This is a genomic window from Streptomyces sp. NPDC033270, from assembly GCF_055576575.1.
This window is the reverse complement of record NZ_JBVIRA010000031.1, coordinates 20,804-39,188: the sequence shown is the minus strand read 5'-3', so window position 1 is coordinate 39,188 and position 18,385 is coordinate 20,804. Positions and strand designations below refer to the sequence as shown.

Here is an 18,385-nt window from a genome sequence, read left to right as displayed (position 1 = left end):
CCACACACGTCAGGTCCCCGCTCGGCCCGGCCCCCCTGCCGGTTGGCGGGTCCCGTCGCGGCCGGGCTGGGTGGTCTATCCGTACGAGGAGAGCAGCCGCCCGACGACCGGTCCCAGGAAGCGGGCCGCCAGCCCCGCCCTCCGGCGCCGCCAGGCCTCGCCCCCCCGCCCCGCACCGTCCACGGCGTCCCCGTATCGACGTCGGCAGATGTCCGCCACGAGCTCCCCGGGGGCATCGAGTTCGGTGCCGAGCACGTCGAGGGCCTCGCGTTTGGTGATCAGTCGGCCGTCCCGCAGGGTGATGTGCATCCGGGCCACGGTGAGCACGGCGTAGTCCAGCCAGCCGTCCTGGAGCAGCAGTTCACTGCGCGACGCGGCGAGGCCGGCGAGGCTCTCCCGCAGCTCGGCCACGATGAAGTCGGCGAGTTGACGATCCGTCACCGGGGGCAGCAGTCCGGCGACCGGCCGACCGTGCAGCACCCGCCCGAACGCGTGCAGTTCCCGCCTGGCGACCGGGCTGACCGGCCGGGCGTAGTACTCCCGGTGGGCCCATACCGGATGCTCCCGGGCCGGATCGTCCAGCCCGGCGGCGGGGAGGTACGAGCAGTGCAGCCCGCGCGCGAGCGGCAGCTCCCGCACCAGTCGCTCATGGAGCCCGATCAGCCGCCGCTCCTCCTCGGGGGTGCAGGGCCGGTCGAGCACGGCGACCAGATCGAGGTCGCTGCGGCCGGGACGGTAGTCGGTGCCCTCGGCGATCGAACCGTGGACCCAGAGCGCGGCGAGCGGCACGAAGGGCGGCCCCAGGGCCTCGGCGAACCGGCGGAGGAGTCCGTCGGTGGCCGGGTCCCCGGTCATACCAGGCGCGGCTCCGTCGGGTACGGCGGGTGCGGCAGGCCGTCCGGCGACGGGGTCACCAGGAGCTTCGTCGGCGCTGGTCGTCATAACGGCCCAGTCTGCAGCGACGGGCACTCGGCACTCCATGGCGCGTCGAACCGGAGCGTCGGCCACCGCGCTCCCACCTGCGGGAACGTGGGTTCCGGCGTCGCGTTGTGTACACATGCGACACTCGGTACCCTTGGGCGCATGACACAGCCGCTACCCACAGAGTCCATCCGCGACGTGCGCGCGCACCTCGCCGAGGTCGTGGAGCGTGCCGATCGCGACGACCTGCCCACGGTGATCACGCGCCGAGGCAAGGAGGTCGCCGCCGTCGTCTCCATCGAGGTACTGCGCAAGTACCAGGAGTGGGAAGAGCGCGAGATCAATCGGATCATCGACGAGCGCATGGCCAACCCGGCACCCGGCATCCCGATCGAGGACGTCATGAGGGAGACGCTGGCGCGCAGTGAGTGAGTACCGAACCGTCTTCCGGCCCGAGGCGCAGGCCGAACTCCGGAAGATCCCTCGCGACATGGCGCTGCGCATCCTGGCCAAACTGACCGAGCTGGAGAGCGATCCCCTCGGCTTCAACACGACGGCACTCGTGTCCCAGCCTGACCGCCGCCGCCTGCGTATCGGCGACTACCGCATCATCTACACGATCGGCAACGGGGAACTGGTGATCTGGGTCGTTCACCTCGGACACCGCTCCGCTGTCTACGAGAGCTGATCACCGCTGGCCCCGCGTCAGAAAATCCAGCACCTACGCGGCACAGGGGCGGCGAAGTCAGCACGGAACCAGCACGGGTGGCAGACCTGGTCCGTACAGCCGTAGGACGGGTCATCGCACCGTCGACGATCTCGTGGCCCGGGTCTCACCGAATCGCTACGGTTGAGCCATGACCGCACTGCCCGACTGGATGCGCCCGCCGCGCGCGGAAGGCTGGTTCGCGGAGGACCTGGACCGCCTCCCCGAGGCACCACGCCACACCGAGCACCCGCGGGCACCAGAGTTGGCCGCGAGATGACCATCAAGCTCGATCAGCGCAACCGGCCCGAGCCGGACCTGCTGGTCACGACGGCCGACTTCGACGGTGACCGGACCTGGTTCGCACCCGATGAGGTGCGGCTCGTCATCGAGGTCGTCTCCCCCGAGTCCGCCCACCGGGACCGCACCGTCAAGCTCCGCAAGTACGCCGAGGCCGGCATCCCGCACTACTGGTGCATCGAAGACGAGGACGGCGCACCGGTCGTGCATGTCTACGAGCTCGATGAACCGACCCGTAGGTACGCGCCCGCCGGTATCTTCCGAGGCTCACTCCGGCGTCCGGTGCCCTTCGGGATCAGCCTTGATCTCGACAAGCTGGCGCCGGGCCGGCCGGGCTGACACCGCGAGGCGATTCCCAGTCGGCACCCAGTCGGCACGGGGATGCGAAAGGGTCGGACTGGAGACAGTCCGACCCTTTCCGAGCTGCGTATTCGTCCGCTCAGCGACGGTGTTGCTTCACCCGCTCACACGTTGAACCGGAACTCCACCACATCCCCGTCCTGCATCACATACTCCTTGCCCTCCATGCGGGCCTTGCCGGCGGCGCGGGCGTCGGCTACGGAGCCGGTCTCGACGAGGTCGGCGAAGGAGATGACCTCGGCCTTGATGAAGCCCTTTTGGAAGTCGGTGTGGATGACGCCGGCGGCCTCGGGGGCGGTGGCGCCCTTCTTGATGGTCCAGGCGCGGGTTTCCTTGGGGCCGGCCGTCAGGTAGGTCTGCAGGCCGAGGGTGGTGAAGCCGACGTGGGCGAGGGTGGCCAGGCCCGGTTCGTCCTGGCCGACGGACTGGAGGAGTTCGAGGGCCTCGTCCTCGTCGAGTTCGGCGAGGTCGGCCTCGAGCTTGGCGTTGAGGAAGATCGCCTCGGCGGGGGCGACCAGGGCGCGCTGCTCGTTCTTGAAGTCCTCGTCGGTCAGCTCGTCCTCGTCGACGTTGAAGACGTAGAGGAAGGGCTTGGTGGTGAGGAGGTGCAGGTCGTGCAGGAGTTCCTCGTTGCCGGAGCCCTGGACGATGCCCGCCGAGAAGAGCGTGTCGCCCTTCTCCAGGATGGCCTTGGCCTCTTCGACGGCCTTGACCTTGGGGGCGACGTCCTTCTTGATGCGGGATTCCTTCTGCAGGCGCGGAAGGACCTTCTCGATGGTCTGGAGGTCGGCCAGGATCAGCTCGGTGTTGATGGTCTCGATGTCGTCCTTGGGCGAGACCTTGCCGTCGACGTGGACGACGTTCTCGTCCTTGAAGGCGCGGATGACCTGGCAGATCGCGTCGGATTCGCGGATGTTCGCGAGGAACTTGTTGCCCAGGCCCTCGCCCTCCGAGGCGCCGCGGACGATGCCCGCGATGTCGACGAAGTCGACGGTGGCCGGGAGGATCTTCTGCGAGTCGAAGATCTCGGCGAGCTTGGCGAGGCGGGGGTCGGGGACTCCGACGACGCCGACGTTCGGCTCGATGGTGGCGAACGGGTAGTTGGCCGCCAGCACGTCGTTCTTGGTCAGGGCGTTGAACATGGTCGACTTGCCGACATTGGGCAGACCGACGATTCCGATCGTGAGCGACACTGTGGCGACTCGACTTCCGAAGGCAGAGGTGGTGGGGTGGGCGGCCGCTCCGGGTCCGGGTGCCCGGTCCCGGGAGGGGCCGATCAACCAGTCTACGGGGCGGCCGGGCGCGAGCGGCCGCCACCGGGACCGCGCCCGCGCCCGGCCCCCTCCAGGGCCGCGGCCGGCGTTCGGGCCCCGCTCCGGGCCCCGCGGCGAACGAAGTCCCAAGGTCGGAACAAAGCGCGTGTCCCGTAACCGGTTAATCCCACTTAGCGGCCTACCGTTGGCGAGTGGAGCAACACGAAGCGCGCACCCCCCAGCACGGACCGTCATGGTCCGCACACCCGGCCACCGACACGGGCACCCGGCTCCCGCGCCCCGCGGAGGCCGTGGCCGCCGACCCCGACGACGCCTTTCTCTCCGCGATGCGGGCCTCCGGGTTCGCGTCCGTGCCGGCCTCGGCCCCCCTGCCGGTGCGGGGCCCGGCACAGGCGGGGGCCGCCCGCGGCCCCACCCGGGCGGCCCCGACGCCCCGGGCGCCCGAGCGCGCCGCCGCCCCACCGGAGGGCGCCGAATCCTCGGCCGTCTACCGGGCCCGGCCCCGCCCCGCGGCCGCCCCGGCCACGCTGCTGCCGCACCGGATGCCGGCCGCCAAGCTCACCGGCCTGGGGTGCTGGCTGCTGGCGACGCTGACCCTGCTGGCGTTCGCGTACCTGGACCGGCTGCTCCTGGGCGGCGCGCAGACCCCGTACGGCTTCTTCTTCCTGCTGGTGAGCGTGGCGGCGGCGTTCTGGGTCAGGCCGTACGACCTGATCTGCGCGCCGGTCACCGTGCCGATCGCCTTCGCGGTCGGGGCGCTGCCGATCCAGCACGGCGGGGAGGGGGTCGGCGGGGTGGTGACCGGGGTCTTCACGGTCCTCGCGCTGAACGCCGGCTGGCTCTACGCCGGCACGCTCGTCTGCGCGCTGATCGCCATGGTCCGCCGCGCGCTGGTCATCGCGCGGCGTCGGGCCAGCCGACGGGCGAGTCGACCGCGGAACGGGCAGTACGGGCCGCCGAAGCGGCCGGCCAGGCGGACGGCGGAGCGTGGCGGGCCTCGGACGGGGAGCCGTCCGCGGCGGGTGTCCCACCAGCCCGAGCGGCGTACGCAGCCATCGCGGCCCCCACGATCCCCGCGTTGTTCTGAAGCTGAGCCGGCACGATCTCGGCCCTGATGCCCTCGATCAGCGGCAGGAACTTCTCCGCCTTGCGGCTCACCCCGCCACCGATCACGAACAGCTCGGGCGAGAAGAGCATCTCCAGATGGGCGAGGTACTTGCGCACCCGGCGTGCCCAGTGCTGCCAGCTCAGCTCCTCGTCCTCCTTGGCCTTGGTCGAGGCGCGCTTCTCGGCCTCGTGGCCGTGCAGCTCCAGATGGCCGAGCTCGGTGTTGGGGACGAGGCGGCCGTCGATGAAGAGGGCGCTGCCGATGCCGGTGCCGAGGGTGAGGACGATGACCGTGCCGGCCCGCCCGCGGCCCGCGCCGAAGCGCATCTCCGCCAGGCCGGCCGCGTCCGCGTCGTTGAGGACGGTGACGGGGCAGGTGCCGGACCCGCCGCCCAGCCGGCCGGTGAGCAGCGCGCCGGCGTCGGTGCCGATCCAGCCCTTGTCGACATTGGCGGCGGTCCGGGTCGTACCGCCGGTGACCACGCCGGGGAAGGTCGCGCCGACCGGCCCCGACCACCCGAAGTGCGCCACGACCTGGCCGACGCAGTCCGCGACCGCGTCCGGGGTGGCCGGGTGCGGGGTCAGTACCTTGTAGCGCGCGTCGACGAGCTCGCCGCGCTCCAGATCCACCGGAGCGCCCTTGATGCCCGATCCGCCGATGTCCACACCGAAGACCCTCATGGGAAAAGGCTAGGCGCCGAGGGGGCCGCCCGCCCGGGAGACGGCGGATCCGACCGCGGGTCAGCCCTCGGTGGCCGCCTTCGCCTCGGCCCGCAGGTCGCGGCGCAGCTCCTTGGGCAGGGAGAAGGCGATGGACTCCTCGGCGGCGGTGATGGTCTCGACGTCCTCGTAGCCGCGCTGGGCGAGCCAGTCCAGGACGCCGTGGACGAGGATCTCGGGGACCGAGGCGCCGGAGGTGACGCCGACCGTGCTCACGCCCTCCAGCCAGGTCTCGTCGATCTCCTCGGCGTAGTCGACGAGGTGCGCGTCGCGGGCGCCGGCGCCCAGCGCCACCTCGACGAGGCGGACCGAGTTCGAGGAGTTCTTCGAGCCGACGACGATGACCAGGTCGGCCTCGGCGCCCATCTGCTTCACCGCGGTCTGGCGGTTCTGCGTGGCGTAGCAGATGTCGTCGCTGGGCGGGGAGAGCAGGTTGGGGTAGCGGCCCTTGAGGGCGTCGACGGTCTCCATGGTCTCGTCGACCGAGAGCGTGGTCTGGGAGAGCCAGACGACCTTGTCGGGGTCGCGGACCTCGACGTTGGCGACGTCGTCGGGGCCGTCGACCAGGGTGATGTGCTCGGGAGCCTCGCCGCTGGTGCCGACGACCTCTTCGTGGCCCTCGTGGCCGATCAGGAGGATGTCGTAGTCCTCCTTGGCGTAGCGGATCGCTTCCTTGTGCACCTTGGTGACCAGGGGGCAGGTCGCGTCGATGGTGGCGAGCTTGCCGCGCTCGGCCTCTTCGTGGACGACCGGTGCGACCCCGTGGGCCGAGAAGATGACGATGTTGCCCTCGGGCACCTCTTCGGTCTCCTCGACGAAGATCGCGCCCTTCTTCTCCAGGGTCTTCACGACGTACTTGTTGTGGACGATCTCGTGGCGTACGTAGACGGGGGCGCCGTACTGCTCGAGGGCCTTCTCGACAGCGATCACGGCGCGGTCCACGCCCGCGCAGTAGCCACGGGGGGCGGCGAGCAGGACCTTGCGGCTGGTGGGCGGGCCGGGCGTAGCAGTCATGCGGTCCATCGTAAGGCCGCGCCTGTGCCCCGGAAGATCGCGCCCGTGTCCCAGACTGAGGGCCGGACTTCGCAAGGAGGCATCGGTGGCGTCGCAGCGGCGGACGGGGGAGGCGGGGGCGGGATCGCTGCGGCGGACGCTGACGTTCCGGGACCTGATCGTCTACGGGCTGCTGTTCATCGCCCCGATGGCGCCGGTCGGCATCTTCGGCACGCTGCAGGCGAAGTCGCACGGGGCGATCGTCGTCGTCTACGCGGTGGCGACCCTGGCGATGGCGTTCACGGCGTACTCCTACGCCCTGATGGTGCAGGTCGCCCCGCAGGCCGGTTCGGTCTACACCTACGCCCGGGTGGGGCTGGGCGAGGGCGCGGGCTTCGTCGCCGGGTGGATGGCGATGCTGGACTATCTGCTGATTCCGGCGGTGGCGTATCTGTTCTCCGGGATCGCGCTGCACGCGCTGGTGCCGTCGGTGCACCAGTGGGTGTGGACGGCGCTCGCGGTGGTGGCGACGACGCTGCTGAACCTGTGGGGCGTACAGGTGGCGGCCCGGGTGGGCTTCGCGGTGCTGGCGATGGAGATCGCGGTGCTGGTGGTCTTCGTCGTCGCGGCCGGTTACGCGCTGCTCGTCCACGGGGCGCAGCGGAGCTGGACGGCGCCGTTCACCGGCGAGGGCGCCTTCTCGATGGGCGCGGTGCTGTCGGCGGTGTCGGTCGCGGTGCTGTCCTATCTGGGCTTCGACGCCATCGCGTCGTTCGCGGAGGAGTCCGCGGGAGGCGCGCGGCGGGTGGCGCGGGCGGTGCTCACCTGCCTGGTGGTGGCGGGGGTGCTGTTCGCCGTCCAGACGTATCTGGCGGCGCTGCTCGCCCCGATGCCGGCGGCCGGGCTGGCGGCCGATCCGGGGAGGCAGGGGGACGCCTTCTATGTGACGGCGCAGGCTGCCGCGGGCGAGTGGCTGCAGAAGCTGGTGGCGGCCAGCAAGGCGATCGGGGCGGCGTTCGCGGCGCTGGCGGGGCAGGCGGCGGCCGGGCGGCTGCTGTTCGCGATGGCCCGGGACCGGCGGCTGCCGGGGGCGATGTCGAAGGTGGACGAGGGCAGCGGGGTGCCGCGCCGGGCGCTGCTGGGTGCGGCGGCGGTGACGCTGGTGGCGGCGGTGTGGGCGGCCCGCCGGGACGACGGGCTCGACCAGCTGTCGTCGATCGTCAACGTGGGCGCGCTGACCGCGTTCGGGCTGCTGCACGCGTCGGTGATCGGCTGGTTCCGGATCCGCGAGGGGGCGCGGGAGCCGAGCGTGCCGCGGCATGTGGTGGTGCCGCTGCTGGGGCTCGCCGTGGTGGTCGCGGTGGTCGTGGCGGCGTCCGCGACCGCGCGGATCGTGGGCGGGGTCTGGATGGCGGTGGGGCTGGTGGTGCTGGCGGTGCAGTACGGGGCGCGGGGGCGGGCCGGCGGCGGGGACTGAGGGCGAGGTGGCGGCCGCTGTCGGTGCCCGCCGCTAGTCTCGCTCGTATGGCTGTCTCCACGTCCCCGGAAACGCCGATCCCGGTCGGCGAGGTGTCCCGGCTCATCGGCGGTTGGATCGACCGCCTCGGCGCGGTATGGGTCGAGGGGCAGATCACCCAGCTCTCGCGGCGGCCGGGCGCCGGGGTCGTCTTCCTGACGCTGCGCGATCCCTCGTACGACATCTCGCTGAGCGTGACGTGCTACCGCCAGGTCTTCGACAAGGTCGCCGACGTGATCAGCGAGGGCGCCCGGGTGGTGGTGCACGCCAAGCCGGAGTGGTACGCCCCGCGCGGCCAGCTGTCGCTGCGGGCCGCCGAGATCCGGCCGGTCGGCGTGGGTGAACTCCTCGCCCGGCTGGAGCAGTTGAAGAAGTCGCTGGCGGCGGAGGGGCTCTTCGCCGCGGACCGCAAGAAGCCGCTGCCGTTTCTGCCGCAGCTGATCGGGCTGGTCTGCGGCCGGGCGAGCGCCGCGGAGCGCGACGTCCTGGAGAACGCCCGGCACCGCTGGCCCGCCGTCCGCTTCGCGGTGCGCAACGTCCCCGTGCAGGGCGTGCACGCGGTGCCGCAGGTGATCGCGGCGGTCCAGGAGCTGGACGCGCTGCCCGAGGTGGACGTGATCATCGTGGCGCGCGGGGGCGGCAGCGTGGAGGATCTGCTGCCGTTCTCCGACGAGCAGCTCGTCCGTGCCGTGGGCGCGGCGGCGACGCCGGTCGTCTCGGCGATCGGCCATGAGCCGGACACCCCGCTGCTGGACCTGGTCGCCGATCTGCGCGCCTCGACGCCGACGGACGCGGCGAAGAAGGTGGTGCCGGACGTGGGCGAGGAGCTGACCCGGATCCGGCAGCTGCGGGACCGGGCCTTCCGGGCGGTCGACGGCTTTGTGCAGCGCGAGGAGCGGGGCCTGGCCGCGGCGCTGCACCGGCCCTGCATACAGCGGCCGCAGCGGATGGTCGAGGAGCGCGAGGAGCAGGTCACGGCCCTGCTGGAGCGCGGGCGGCGCACCCTGGGCCATCTGCTGGACCGTGCCGACTCCGAGCTGGCGCACACCCTCGCGCGGGTGGTCGCGCTCTCCCCCAAGGCGACGCTGGAGCGCGGCTACGCGGTGCTGCAGAAGACGGACGGCGCGGCGGTGCGCTCCCCCCAAGAGGTCGGCGCGGACGAGGAGTTGCGGGCCCGGGTGGCCGAGGGCGAATTCAGGGTGCGGGTAAGCGGCGCCGAGGGCGCTGTCACACCTGGCGCATAGGGTGGGAGACATGGCGAAAGCGAAGACGGACGGCCTGGTGGACGCGGGGCAGGACGCGGCCGGCGCACCGGCGCAGGTGGCACCGGTGGACTCCACGCTCGGTTATGAGCAGGCGCGGGACGAGCTGATCGAGGTCGTCCGCAGCCTGGAGGCGGGCGGTACGACGCTGGAGGAGTCGCTGGCGCTGTGGGAGCGCGGGGAGGCGCTGGCGAAGGTCTGTCGCCGCTGGCTGGACGGGGCGCGGGCCCGGCTGGACGCCGCACTGGCGGAGTCGCCGGACGGAGCGGAGGCGGGGGCGGAGAGAGGCGCGGAGCGCCCGTAGGCGCCGCCCGGGGCGTCGCCATCGTCGACACTGCGGGGCCGGACCCTCCAGGCCCTCCGGCCTCCAGCCCCTCCGGCCTCCAGTTCCTCCAGCTCCTCCAGCTCCTCCAGCTCCTCTCGCTCCCCAACCCCCTCCACCTTCCGGAAACCCGCTTCCGAATCACGGAAACGCGCTACCCTCACACGTGAACCAGATCACAATCATCCGAATTTAGTTGAAACTTAATCTATCCGGATTACAGTGGTTTCGAACCTGATCCCACCCGACTCACCGAGGTGCCCTTATGTCTCTCGCCCTTGACGCCGCCGCCCAGGACCTCCTCTTCCGCGAGGCCCAGACCGCCAACACGTTCACGGACGAGCCGGTGACGGACGAGCAGGTCCAGGCGATCTACGACCTGGTGAAGTTCGGCCCGACCGCCTTCAACCAGTCCTCGCTGCGGATAACCCTGGTCCGTTCGCAGGAGGCCCGCGAGCGCCTGGTACAGCACGCCATGGGCGCCAACGGCCCGAAGACGCTGAGCGCGCCGCTGACCGCGATCCTCTCGGTCGACCTGGACTTCCACGAGCACCTGCCGCGGCTCTTCCCGGCCCTCCCGGACATCAAGGACACCTACTTCGCCGAGGCCGCCGCCCGCGAGGTCGCCGGCACCCAGAACGCCACCCTCCAGGCCGGCTACTTCATCGTCGGCATCCGCGCCGCCGGCCTGGCCGCGGGCCCGATGACCGGCTTCGACTTCACCGGCGTCGACAAGGAGTTCTTCGGCGACGGCAAGCAGAAGTCGTTCCTGATCATCAACATCGGCAAGCCCGGCGCCGACGCGTTCTTCCCGCGCTCGCCGCGCCTGGGCTTCGACGAGGCCGTCACCAGCGTCTGAGCCCATCCGGCCAGGACCGCCGACGTCCGAGCACACCGGACAACGCCCCGGCAACGACGAGGCCGCCGCACCCGCGTGGGTGCGGCGGCCTCGTCGCGTACCGGGCTCCGGCTGGTCCGAGCCCGCCCGGCCCCTGGCTCGTTCAGCCCTTCTTGGCCACGAGTGCGGCCGCCAGGTCCGCGAGCCGCCCGTAGGGCGCGGTGCCGGTGACGACCGTGGTCACCCCCGACTCCTCACGGACCAGCGCCCGGTACTTCTCGCCCTGGTAGCGGTCCCACTTCTTGCTGCCGACGGCCTGCTTGCCCGCGACCTTCGTGGCGCCGAGGGTGACGTCCTTGATGAAGTCCTTCGCGGTCGCGTCGCTCTGCTCGACGGACGCGTACTGCTGCTCGGGGTCGAGCATGCCCAGATGCCAGGCGCCGCCCTTGCCGTCGTCGGACGCCTTGTACGAGACCGAGGTGGCGCGCCAGGTCTTGGGCAGCCCCTCGGGCGCCGCGACCGGGTAGGGCGCCGCCCTGCGGGCCGTGATGAGCTCGACGCGGTAGTCGACCCTCTTGACCGCGCCCATCTCCGCGTCGGCGCTGTCGTCGTGCGGGATGAAGAAGTAGATCGCCCCGACCAGGACGCCGATCACCGCCAGCGACAGGACCATGTCCCGCACCGTTTGCCTGCCTCGCATACCTGCCACGCCCCTATGGTCCCCCATGCCGGCGGCCGAGCCGACAGGCCCCCTGGTGACGGCCGTCACCTGCACAAACGCCCGGGCTCCGGCCTCCCCCGACGCCGCTCATGCGAAGGGCCCCCTGCTCAATTTGGCGACCTGGAGATAAGGTCATACCTACCCTCATCCTCACGGCCGTCGCCGTTCAGAAAGGTGCGCTCGATGACCGAGCATCATCTCCCGTCCCAACTCGAGGTCAGCCCCGAGGCCCCGGATCGCAACCTCGCCCTGGAGCTCGTACGGGTCACCGAGGCCGGCGCCATGGCCTCGGGCCGCTGGGTGGGCCGGGGCGACAAGAACGGTGCGGACGGCGCCGCGGTCAAGGCGATGCGCGCCCTGATCCACACCGTCTCGATGAACGGCGTGGTGGTCATCGGGGAGGGCGAGAAGGACAACGCCCCGATGCTCTACAACGGCGAGCGCGTCGGCGACGGGACCGGCCCGGAGTGCGACGTGGCCGTCGACCCGGTGGACGGTACGACGCTGACCGCCAAGGGCATGGCGAACGCGGTCTCCGTGATGGCGGTCGCCGAGCGCGGCTCGATGTTCGACCCGTCCGCGGTCTTCTACATGGACAAGCTGGCGACCGGCCCGGAGGCGGCGGACTTCGTCGACATCACGGCCCCGGTGGCGGTGAACATCAAGCGGATCGCCAAGGCGAAGAAGTCCGCCGTCGAGGACGTCACCGTGGTCATCCTGGACCGGCCCCGCCACGAGGGCCTGGTCAAGGAGGTCCGGGAGGCCGGGGCCCGGATCAAGTTCATCGCCGACGGAGATGTCGCCGGCGCGATCATGGCGGCCCGCGAGGGCACCGGCGTCGACCTGCTGCTGGGCATCGGCGGTACGCCCGAGGGGATCATCGCGGCCTGTGCGCTGAAGTGTCTGGGCGGCTCCTTCCAGGGGAAGCTGTGGCCCAAGGACGACGAGGAGCGCGAGCGCGCCCTGGCGGCCGGGCACGACCTGGACAAGGTGCTCCAGATCGAGGACCTGGTCCAGGGCGACAACGTCTTCTTCGTCGCCACCGGCATCACCGACGGAGAGCTGCTGCGCGGCGTCCGATACCGCGCCGAGAACGCCTACACCCAGTCCCTGGTGATGCGGTCCAAGTCCGGCACCATCCGGCAGATCGACTCCCAGCACCGGCTGTCGAAGCTGCGCGCGTACAGCTCGGTTGACTTCGAGCGCCCCAGCTGACGACGCCCCGGTGACACGCACTTCGCCCCCGTCGGAGAAGCTCCGGCGGGGGCGAAGTGGCCCATACGGTCCCGGCGGTCAGCCCGCGGCGGGGATATGGGCCGTGCGCTGCAGCTCGGACTCGCGGCGCCGTCGCCGGGTCAGCACGACCCGGCGTTCGGCCGCGGTCAGACCGCCCCACACGCCGTACGGTTCCGGCTGGAGCAGCGCATGCTCCCGGCACTCGACCATCACCGGACAGCGGGCACAGACCCGCTTCGCGGCTTCTTCCCTGGCCAGCCGCGCGGCGGTGGGCTCCTTGGACGGGGCGAAGAACAGCCCGGCTTCGTCCCGGCGGCACACCGCCTCCGAATGCCAGGGGCCGGCCTCGTCGCGCGCAGGCACTCGCGGGGACGGAACGACAGCGGCATCCTGCAGGGGCTGATGCGGTAGCAGCACGGTCTACTCCTGACGACGGCTTCGGCGAGAGAAATCACCCTTGCCCGTCTCGCTGCGCACGGCCTTTTTCCGCACCCCGCAGCCGTACGAGAGACGATGCACCAGCCCTACCCACGGTGCGCACGCTTATGCACACCGTGGCGATCGTGCGGAAACGAGACTTCGCGAAAACGCGAAAATAGCCCGCCGCCCGCCCTCCGGCCCCCGCGAGGGAGCCGCTTGCCGCCCGGCCCCTTCACGGGCCGTCGGCCGTCAGCCGCCCAGCCCCTTGCGGAAGCGGTCCCGGCGCTCGCGCCGGTCGGCGTGTATCCGTATGTGCCGCTCCCACTGCTCCTCTCGCAACCGCTGATGGCGCTCGCGGTGCTCCTCGCGCAGCTGCCGGCGCATCTCCCGGTGCCCCTCGCGCAGCCGGTCGCGCAGATCGCTGACCCAGGCGCCGCGCTTCGGCCTGGCCTCCACGTTGCCCAGCACGGCATAGCCGTTGACCAGGAGCTGCGGGGCGTCGGCGTCCTCCGCCTCGTTCGTGTGGATCTCGAAGTTCCCCAGCACGCCGGATCCGCTGCTGCGCAGCGTGACGTTCTCCGGGACCCGGATCTCCACACTGCCGAAGATCGCCGTGACGTTGATCTGGACCTGCTGCTGCGGGAAGACCGCCTCGGTCAGATCGATCTCGACGCTGCCGAAGATCGCGACCGCGTTGATCCGCGCGGGGACCCGCCAGCGCCCCTTGCGGACGGAGGCGCTGAAGATCGCGACGAGGTTCTGGTCCGGGGCCGGGCCGCCGGGCTCGGCCGCATACGTCCCCGGGCCCGCCGGCTGCGCGCCGGCGCCGTCCGCCACGGGCAGGTCCCGGATGACGGGCTCCAGCTCGCCCATGGTCTTGGCGCGGTAGACCGTGTCGATCCGCTCGGCGTGCTCCTCGGGGTCCAGCCGCCCCTCCGCCAGCGCCTCGCGCAGGATCCCGGCGATCCGGTCGCGGTCCGCGTCGGACGCCCGCATGTCGGCCTCGGCCACCGGCGCGGCCGCCGGCTTGGTCAGCTCCACCGGCTGCGGCTCGGGCCGCCGCTCCGGCCGCGGGTCATGCTCCTGAAGCGGTCCGGGCGGGGTCTCGGGGCCCGGTCGTCCCCCGTTGTCTGCATCCACCGCCCCAGCGTACCGAAACGCGATAGATCGCGACTAGGGTCTGTCCGATGAGTCATGGCCGGACCGGCCGCCGACTGAGCCCTACCTCACAGCGGCGTCCGCCGGTCGGGGTTCTACGCTGTTCAGGCGCTGCCGTAGATGCCAGCCGGACCCCTCCGAGTAAGGAATGACCTTCGATGCCGGAATTCGCCTACACCGACCTTCTCCCCGTAGGTGAGGACAACACCCCGTACCGACTCGTCACCTCGGAGGGCGTGAGCACCTTCGAGGCCGACGGCCGTACGTTCCTCAAGGTGGAGCCGGAGGCGCTGCGCAAGCTGGCCGCCGAGGCGATGCACGACATCTCGCACTACCTGCGCCCGGCCCACCTCGCCCAGCTCCGCAAGATCCTGGACGACCCCGAGGCCAGCGCCAACGACCGCTTCGTCGCGCTCGACCTGCTCAAGAACGCCAACATCGCGGCGGCCGGCGTGCTGCCCATGTGCCAGGACACCGGCACCGCGATCGTGATGGGCAAGCGCGGCCAGCACGTCCTGACCGAGGGCGGCGACGAGGAAGCCCTCTCCCGCGGCATCTACGACGCCTACACCCAGCTGAACCTGCGCTACTCGCAGATGGCCCCGCTGACGATGTGGGACGAGAAGAACACCGGCTCCAACCTCCCGGCGCAGATCGAGCTGTACGCGACCGACGGCGGCGCCTACAAGTTCCTGTTCATGGCCAAGGGCGGCGGCAGCGCCAACAAGTCCTTCCTCTTCCAGGAGACCAAGGCGGTCCTCAACGAGGCCTCCATGATGAAGTTCCTGGAGCAGAAGATCCGTTCGCTGGGCACGGCCGCCTGCCCGCCGTACCACCTGGCGATCGTCGTCGGCGGCACGTCGGCCGAGTACGCCCTCAAGACCGCCAAGTACGCCTCCGCGCACTACCTGGACGAGCTCCCCGCCGAGGGCTCCCCGACGGGCCACGGCTTCCGTGACAAGGAGCTGGAGGAGAAGGTCTTCGAGCTGACCCAGAAGATCGGCATCGGCGCGCAGTTCGGCGGCAAGTACTTCTGCCACGACGTCCGCGTCGTCCGCCTGCCCCGCCACGGCGCGTCCTGCCCGGTCGCCATCGCCGTCTCCTGCTCCGCCGACCGCCAGGCCGTCGCGAAGATCACCGCCGAGGGCGTCTTCCTGGAGCAGCTGGAGACCGACCCGGCCCGCTTCCTTCCCGAGACCACCGACGCCGAACTGACCGAGGGCGCGGGCCCCGACCTCGACGCGATCGCCGTCGACCTCGACCGCCCGATGGACGACGTCCTGGCCGAGCTGACCAAGCACCCGGTCAAGACCCGTCTGTCGCTCACCGGCACGCTGGTCGTCGCCCGCGACATCGCCCACGCCAAGATCAAGGAACGCCTGGACGCCGGCGAGGGGATGCCGGAGTACCTCAAGAACCACCCGGTCTACTACGCGGGCCCGGCCAAGACCCCCGAGGGCTACGCCTCCGGCTCCTTCGGCCCGACGACGGCGGGCCGTATGGACGCCTACGTCGAGCAGTTCCAGGCGGCCGGCGGCTCCAAGGTCATGCTGGCCAAGGGCAACCGCTCCCAGCAGGTCACCGACGCCTGCGCCGCGCACGGCGGCTTCTACCTCGGCTCCATCGGCGGGCCGGCCGCGCGCCTGGCCCAGGACTGCATCAAGAAGGTCGAGGTCCTGGAGTACGAGGAGCTCGGCATGGAAGCCGTCTGGAAGATCGAGGTCGAGGACTTCCCCGCCTTCATCGTCGTCGACGACAAGGGCAACGACTTCTTCCAGGACCCGGCCCCGGCGCCGACATTCACCAGCATCCCGGTGCGCCGGGCCGACTGACCCGACGAAGCGCGCCGCGGCACGAACGGCCACCCTCCACGCCGAGTGGGCGGTGGCCGTTCCGCTTCCGGCGCACCGGCCCCCTGAATCGGCAGACCGTTCGAACTGCCCCTGCGTCCGTGCGCCGTTAGGTGAGCGGATTTCGGGATCCGGGAACAGATCGGGGGGCCCGGGTACTGAAACAGGTATGAGCGAAAACGACTTCGGCAGCGTCGACGGCCTCGGTGACACCCCCGGCCCCGGCGGCTCCACCGCCTTCCGGATCGAGCACGACTCCATGGGCGAGGTGCGGGTGCCCGCGCACGCCAAGTGGCGGGCGCAGACGCAGCGCGCGGTGGAGAACTTCCCGATCTCCGGGCAGCGGCTGGAGCGGGCGCACATCGAGGCGCTGGCCCGTATCAAGGGGGCGGCCGCCAAGGTCAACGGCGAGCTGGGGGTGCTGGACAAGGACATCGCCGAGGCCGTTCAGGGGGCCGCCGCCGCGGTCGCGGAGGGCCGGTGGGACGAACACTTCCCGATCGACGTGTTCCAGACGGGGTCCGGGACGTCGTCGAACATGAACACCAACGAGGTCATCGCGACGCTGGCGAGCGAGCGGCTGGGCCGGGACGTGCACCCCAACGATCACGTCAACGCCAGTCAGTCGTCCAATGACGTCTTTCCGTCGTCGATCCATATCGCGGCGACCTCCGCCGTGCTGAACGACCTCGTTCCGGCGCTGGAGCATCTGGCGGCGGCGTTCGAGCGGAAGGCGGCGGAGTTCGCGGACGTGGTGAAGTCCGGGCGGACGCATCTGATGGATGCGACGCCGGTGACGCTGGGGCAGGAGTTCGGGGGGTATGCGGCCCAGGTCCGGTACGGCGTGGAGCGGCTGCGGGCCTCGTTGCCGCGGCTGGCGGAACTGCCGCTGGGCGGTACGGCGGTGGGCACGGGCATCAACACGCCGCCCGGATTCTCGGCGGCGGTGATCGCCGAGGTGGCGCGGGCCACGGGGCTGCCGCTGACGGAGGCGCGCGACCACTTCGAGGCGCAGGGGGCGCGCGACGGCATCGTGGAGACCAGCGGCCAGCTGCGGACCATCGGCGTGGGGCTGACGAAGATCGCCAACGATCTGCGGTGGATGGCCTCGGGGCCGCGGACCGGGCTCGCGGAGATCGCGCTGCCGGATCTGCAGCCGGGGTCGTCGATCATGCCGGGGAAGGTCAACCCGGTGATTCCCGAGGCGGTGCTGATGGTGGCGGCGCAGGTCACCGGAAACGACGCGACGGTGGCCGCGGCCGGGGCGGCCGGCAATTTCGAGTTGAACGTGATGCTGCCGGTCATCGCCAGGAATGTGCTGGAGTCCATCCGACTGATCGGGAACGTGGCGCGGCTGCTGGCGGACCGTACGGTCGACGGGATCACGGCGAACGTCGAACGGGCGCGGGAGTACGCGGAGTCGTCGCCGTCGGTCGTCACTCCGCTCAACAAGTACCTCGGGTACGAGGAGGCCGCGAAGGTCGCGAAGAAGTCGCTGGCCGAGCGGAAGACCATTCGCCAGGTGGTCATCGAGGGCGGGTACGTCGAGCACGGGCTGCTGACCGAAGAGCAGTTGGACGAGGCGCTGGACGTGCTGCGGATGACCCGTCCGTAACACGCGTTCGCCGCGCCGCGTAGCGCGCGGCCGCGGCGCACCCCGTAGCGCGCGTCGCCGGCGCCCGTTCGTTACGGCGCGCGCGGCGCGCGTTACCGCGCTCGTAACGCCGGGTGCGGCTCACGTCACGGCGGCCGTAATCCCGCGCCTCTAAGATCTGCGCATGACAGCGGACATGGTGGACACGACGGAAGGCGAAACGGCCGGCGAAGGCGGAACGGCCGGGGCGAGGCGCGCGACGGACGGCGCGGCGGCGGGGCGCTGGGCCGCGGGGGAGCACATCCTGTGGCGCTATCGCGACAACGCCCATCCCGAGCAGTTCCACATCTGCCGTCCGATGACCGTGGTCCAGGACACCCCGGAGCTGTTCGCGGCGTGGATGGCGCCCGGCACCCCCTGCGTCAAGCCGGTGCTCGCCGACGGCACGCCCGTGCACCGCGAACCACTGTCCACCCGCTACACCAAACCCCGCCGGACCGTCCGCGACCAGTGGTTCGGCACGGGGGTGCTGAAGCTGGCGCGGCCCGGCGACCCCTGGTCGGTGTGGCTGTTCTGGGAGCGTGGCTGGCAGTTCAAGAACTGGTACGTCAACCTGGAGGAGCCGCGGCGCCGTTGGGCCGGCGGCATTGACTCCGAGGACCACTTCCTCGACCTCTGCGTCTACCCCGACCGGCACTGGGAGTGGCGGGACGAGGACGAGTTCGCGCAGGCGCAGCGGGACGGGCTGATGACGCCCGCCCGGGCCGCCGAGGTCAGATCGGCCGGACGGGCGGCGATCGCCCAGATCTCGGCCTGGCGAGGGCCCTTCGCAGACGGGTGGGAGGACTGGCGGCCCGATCCGGCCTGGGGCGTCCCGGGACTGCCCGAGGACTGGGACCGTGCGCCGGAACGTTTGCGGTCGTGAGGGTGTGAAGTGAATCGACGGGAGTGAAGGGGGCGAACCGTGGAAAGGTGCGCCTATGGGCAAAGCTGTTTCCCGCCATGCGAGAAGCGGGGCCGAGCCCCCTTGCTGCGCCCTGGGGCTTCAAACGTAGGATCGTCCTCCGCAAGCCTGCACAGGCGCAAC

17 protein-coding genes and 2 pseudogenes are annotated in these 18,385 nt (G+C 71.2%); 12 read left to right on the top strand and 7 right to left on the bottom strand.

Annotated features, from left to right (window positions below):
• Positions 1 to 75: 75 nt before the first annotated feature.
• Entirely contained in the window at positions 76 to 855 is a 780-nt protein-coding gene (locus ACZ5XZ_RS33025) for a nucleotidyltransferase domain-containing protein (protein WP_468984827.1), read from the bottom strand.
• 228 nt (positions 856 to 1,083) lie between these two features.
• Between ACZ5XZ_RS33025 and ACZ5XZ_RS33020 the strand changes: the two genes are divergently transcribed.
• From ACZ5XZ_RS33020 to ACZ5XZ_RS33010, 3 genes and pseudogenes are all read left to right on the top strand, one after another.
• Positions 1,084 to 1,353, top strand: a complete 270-nt coding sequence (locus ACZ5XZ_RS33020) for a type II toxin-antitoxin system Phd/YefM family antitoxin (RefSeq protein ID WP_468984825.1) — start codon at positions 1,084 to 1,086, stop codon at positions 1,351 to 1,353.
• Positions 1,346 to 1,609: a type II toxin-antitoxin system RelE family toxin gene (locus ACZ5XZ_RS33015; protein WP_468984824.1), complete on the top strand. Its 264-nt coding sequence runs from the start codon at positions 1,346 to 1,348 to the stop codon at positions 1,607 to 1,609. The genes ACZ5XZ_RS33020 and ACZ5XZ_RS33015 overlap by 8 nt, the downstream gene beginning before the upstream one ends.
• A gap of 169 nt (positions 1,610 to 1,778) precedes the next feature.
• Positions 1,779 to 2,266 (top strand): annotated as a pseudogene (locus tag ACZ5XZ_RS33010) (Uma2 family endonuclease).
• A gap of 125 nt (positions 2,267 to 2,391) precedes the next feature.
• On the opposite strand, the gene ychF reads toward ACZ5XZ_RS33010, so the two are convergent.
• Positions 2,392 to 3,480, bottom strand: coding sequence for a redox-regulated ATPase YchF (gene ychF / locus ACZ5XZ_RS33005; protein WP_468984822.1), 1,089 nt, complete (start codon positions 3,478 to 3,480; stop codon positions 2,392 to 2,394).
• A 407-nt stretch (positions 3,481 to 3,887) separates the two neighbouring features.
• Here ychF and ACZ5XZ_RS33000 point away from each other — a divergent pair, with 407 nt between their 5' ends.
• Complete coding sequence (locus ACZ5XZ_RS33000) at positions 3,888 to 4,676, top strand: DUF6542 domain-containing protein (RefSeq protein ID WP_468984923.1); 789 nt, start codon at positions 3,888 to 3,890, stop codon at positions 4,674 to 4,676.
• Here ACZ5XZ_RS33000 and ppgK read toward each other — a convergent pair.
• A pseudogene (gene ppgK, locus ACZ5XZ_RS32995) lies at positions 4,609 to 5,349 on the bottom strand (polyphosphate--glucose phosphotransferase); the annotation flags it as partial. The gene ACZ5XZ_RS33000 and the pseudogene ppgK overlap by 68 nt on opposite strands.
• 60 nt (positions 5,350 to 5,409) lie before the next feature.
• Entirely contained in the window at positions 5,410 to 6,402 is a 993-nt protein-coding gene (locus tag ACZ5XZ_RS32990; protein ID WP_468984820.1) for a 4-hydroxy-3-methylbut-2-enyl diphosphate reductase, read from the bottom strand.
• Positions 6,403 to 6,487: 85 nt separating this feature from the next.
• Between ACZ5XZ_RS32990 and ACZ5XZ_RS32985 the strand changes: the two genes are divergently transcribed.
• The 4 genes from ACZ5XZ_RS32985 (at position 6,488) to ACZ5XZ_RS32970 (ending at position 10,340) form a co-directional block, all read left to right on the top strand.
• Complete coding sequence (locus ACZ5XZ_RS32985) at positions 6,488 to 7,858, top strand: APC family permease (RefSeq protein WP_468984818.1); 1,371 nt, start codon at positions 6,488 to 6,490, stop codon at positions 7,856 to 7,858.
• 47 nt (positions 7,859 to 7,905) lie between these two features.
• Positions 7,906 to 9,141: an exodeoxyribonuclease VII large subunit gene (gene xseA / locus ACZ5XZ_RS32980; protein ID WP_384492211.1), complete on the top strand. Its 1,236-nt coding sequence runs from the start codon at positions 7,906 to 7,908 to the stop codon at positions 9,139 to 9,141.
• A gap of 10 nt (positions 9,142 to 9,151) precedes the next feature.
• Complete coding sequence (locus ACZ5XZ_RS32975; protein WP_468984816.1) at positions 9,152 to 9,463, top strand: exodeoxyribonuclease VII small subunit; 312 nt, start codon at positions 9,152 to 9,154, stop codon at positions 9,461 to 9,463.
• Positions 9,464 to 9,746: 283 nt separating this feature from the next.
• Complete coding sequence (locus ACZ5XZ_RS32970) at positions 9,747 to 10,340, top strand: malonic semialdehyde reductase (protein WP_468984815.1); 594 nt, start codon at positions 9,747 to 9,749, stop codon at positions 10,338 to 10,340.
• 142 nt (positions 10,341 to 10,482) lie between these two features.
• Here the strand turns inward: ACZ5XZ_RS32970 and ACZ5XZ_RS32965 are convergent, their stop codons facing one another.
• A complete protein-coding gene (locus tag ACZ5XZ_RS32965) occupies positions 10,483 to 11,019 on the bottom strand; it encodes a DUF4245 domain-containing protein (protein WP_468984921.1) in 537 nt (178 codons plus the stop codon).
• A 204-nt stretch (positions 11,020 to 11,223) separates the two neighbouring features.
• Between ACZ5XZ_RS32965 and glpX the strand changes: the two genes are divergently transcribed.
• A complete protein-coding gene (gene glpX, locus ACZ5XZ_RS32960; RefSeq protein ID WP_235445352.1) occupies positions 11,224 to 12,255 on the top strand; it encodes a class II fructose-bisphosphatase in 1,032 nt (343 codons plus the stop codon).
• A 78-nt stretch (positions 12,256 to 12,333) separates the two neighbouring features.
• Here glpX and ACZ5XZ_RS32955 read toward each other — a convergent pair whose 3' ends face one another.
• Positions 12,334 to 12,693 carry a WhiB family transcriptional regulator gene (locus ACZ5XZ_RS32955; protein WP_384432330.1) on the bottom strand — a complete coding sequence of 120 codons (360 nt, stop codon included), beginning with the start codon at positions 12,691 to 12,693 and terminating at the stop codon, positions 12,334 to 12,336.
• A gap of 252 nt (positions 12,694 to 12,945) precedes the next feature.
• A complete protein-coding gene (locus ACZ5XZ_RS32950; protein WP_468984813.1) occupies positions 12,946 to 13,836 on the bottom strand; it encodes a DUF1707 SHOCT-like domain-containing protein in 891 nt (296 codons plus the stop codon).
• Positions 13,837 to 14,012: 176 nt separating this feature from the next.
• On the opposite strand from ACZ5XZ_RS32950, the gene ACZ5XZ_RS32945 reads away from it, so the two are divergent.
• The 3 genes from ACZ5XZ_RS32945 to fomD all read left to right on the top strand — a co-directional run bounded on the left by ACZ5XZ_RS32945 (position 14,013) and on the right by fomD (position 18,223).
• A complete protein-coding gene (locus ACZ5XZ_RS32945; RefSeq protein WP_468984810.1) occupies positions 14,013 to 15,686 on the top strand; it encodes a fumarate hydratase in 1,674 nt (557 codons plus the stop codon).
• 187 nt (positions 15,687 to 15,873) lie between these two features.
• Positions 15,874 to 17,319 carry a class II fumarate hydratase gene (locus ACZ5XZ_RS32940; RefSeq protein WP_468984808.1) on the top strand — a complete coding sequence of 482 codons (1,446 nt, stop codon included), beginning with the start codon at positions 15,874 to 15,876 and terminating at the stop codon, positions 17,317 to 17,319.
• Between the two features lie 163 nt (positions 17,320 to 17,482).
• Complete coding sequence (gene fomD, locus ACZ5XZ_RS32935) at positions 17,483 to 18,223, top strand: cytidylyl-2-hydroxypropylphosphonate hydrolase (protein WP_468984807.1); 741 nt, start codon at positions 17,483 to 17,485, stop codon at positions 18,221 to 18,223.
• The last annotated feature ends 162 nt before the right edge of the window (positions 18,224 to 18,385 follow it).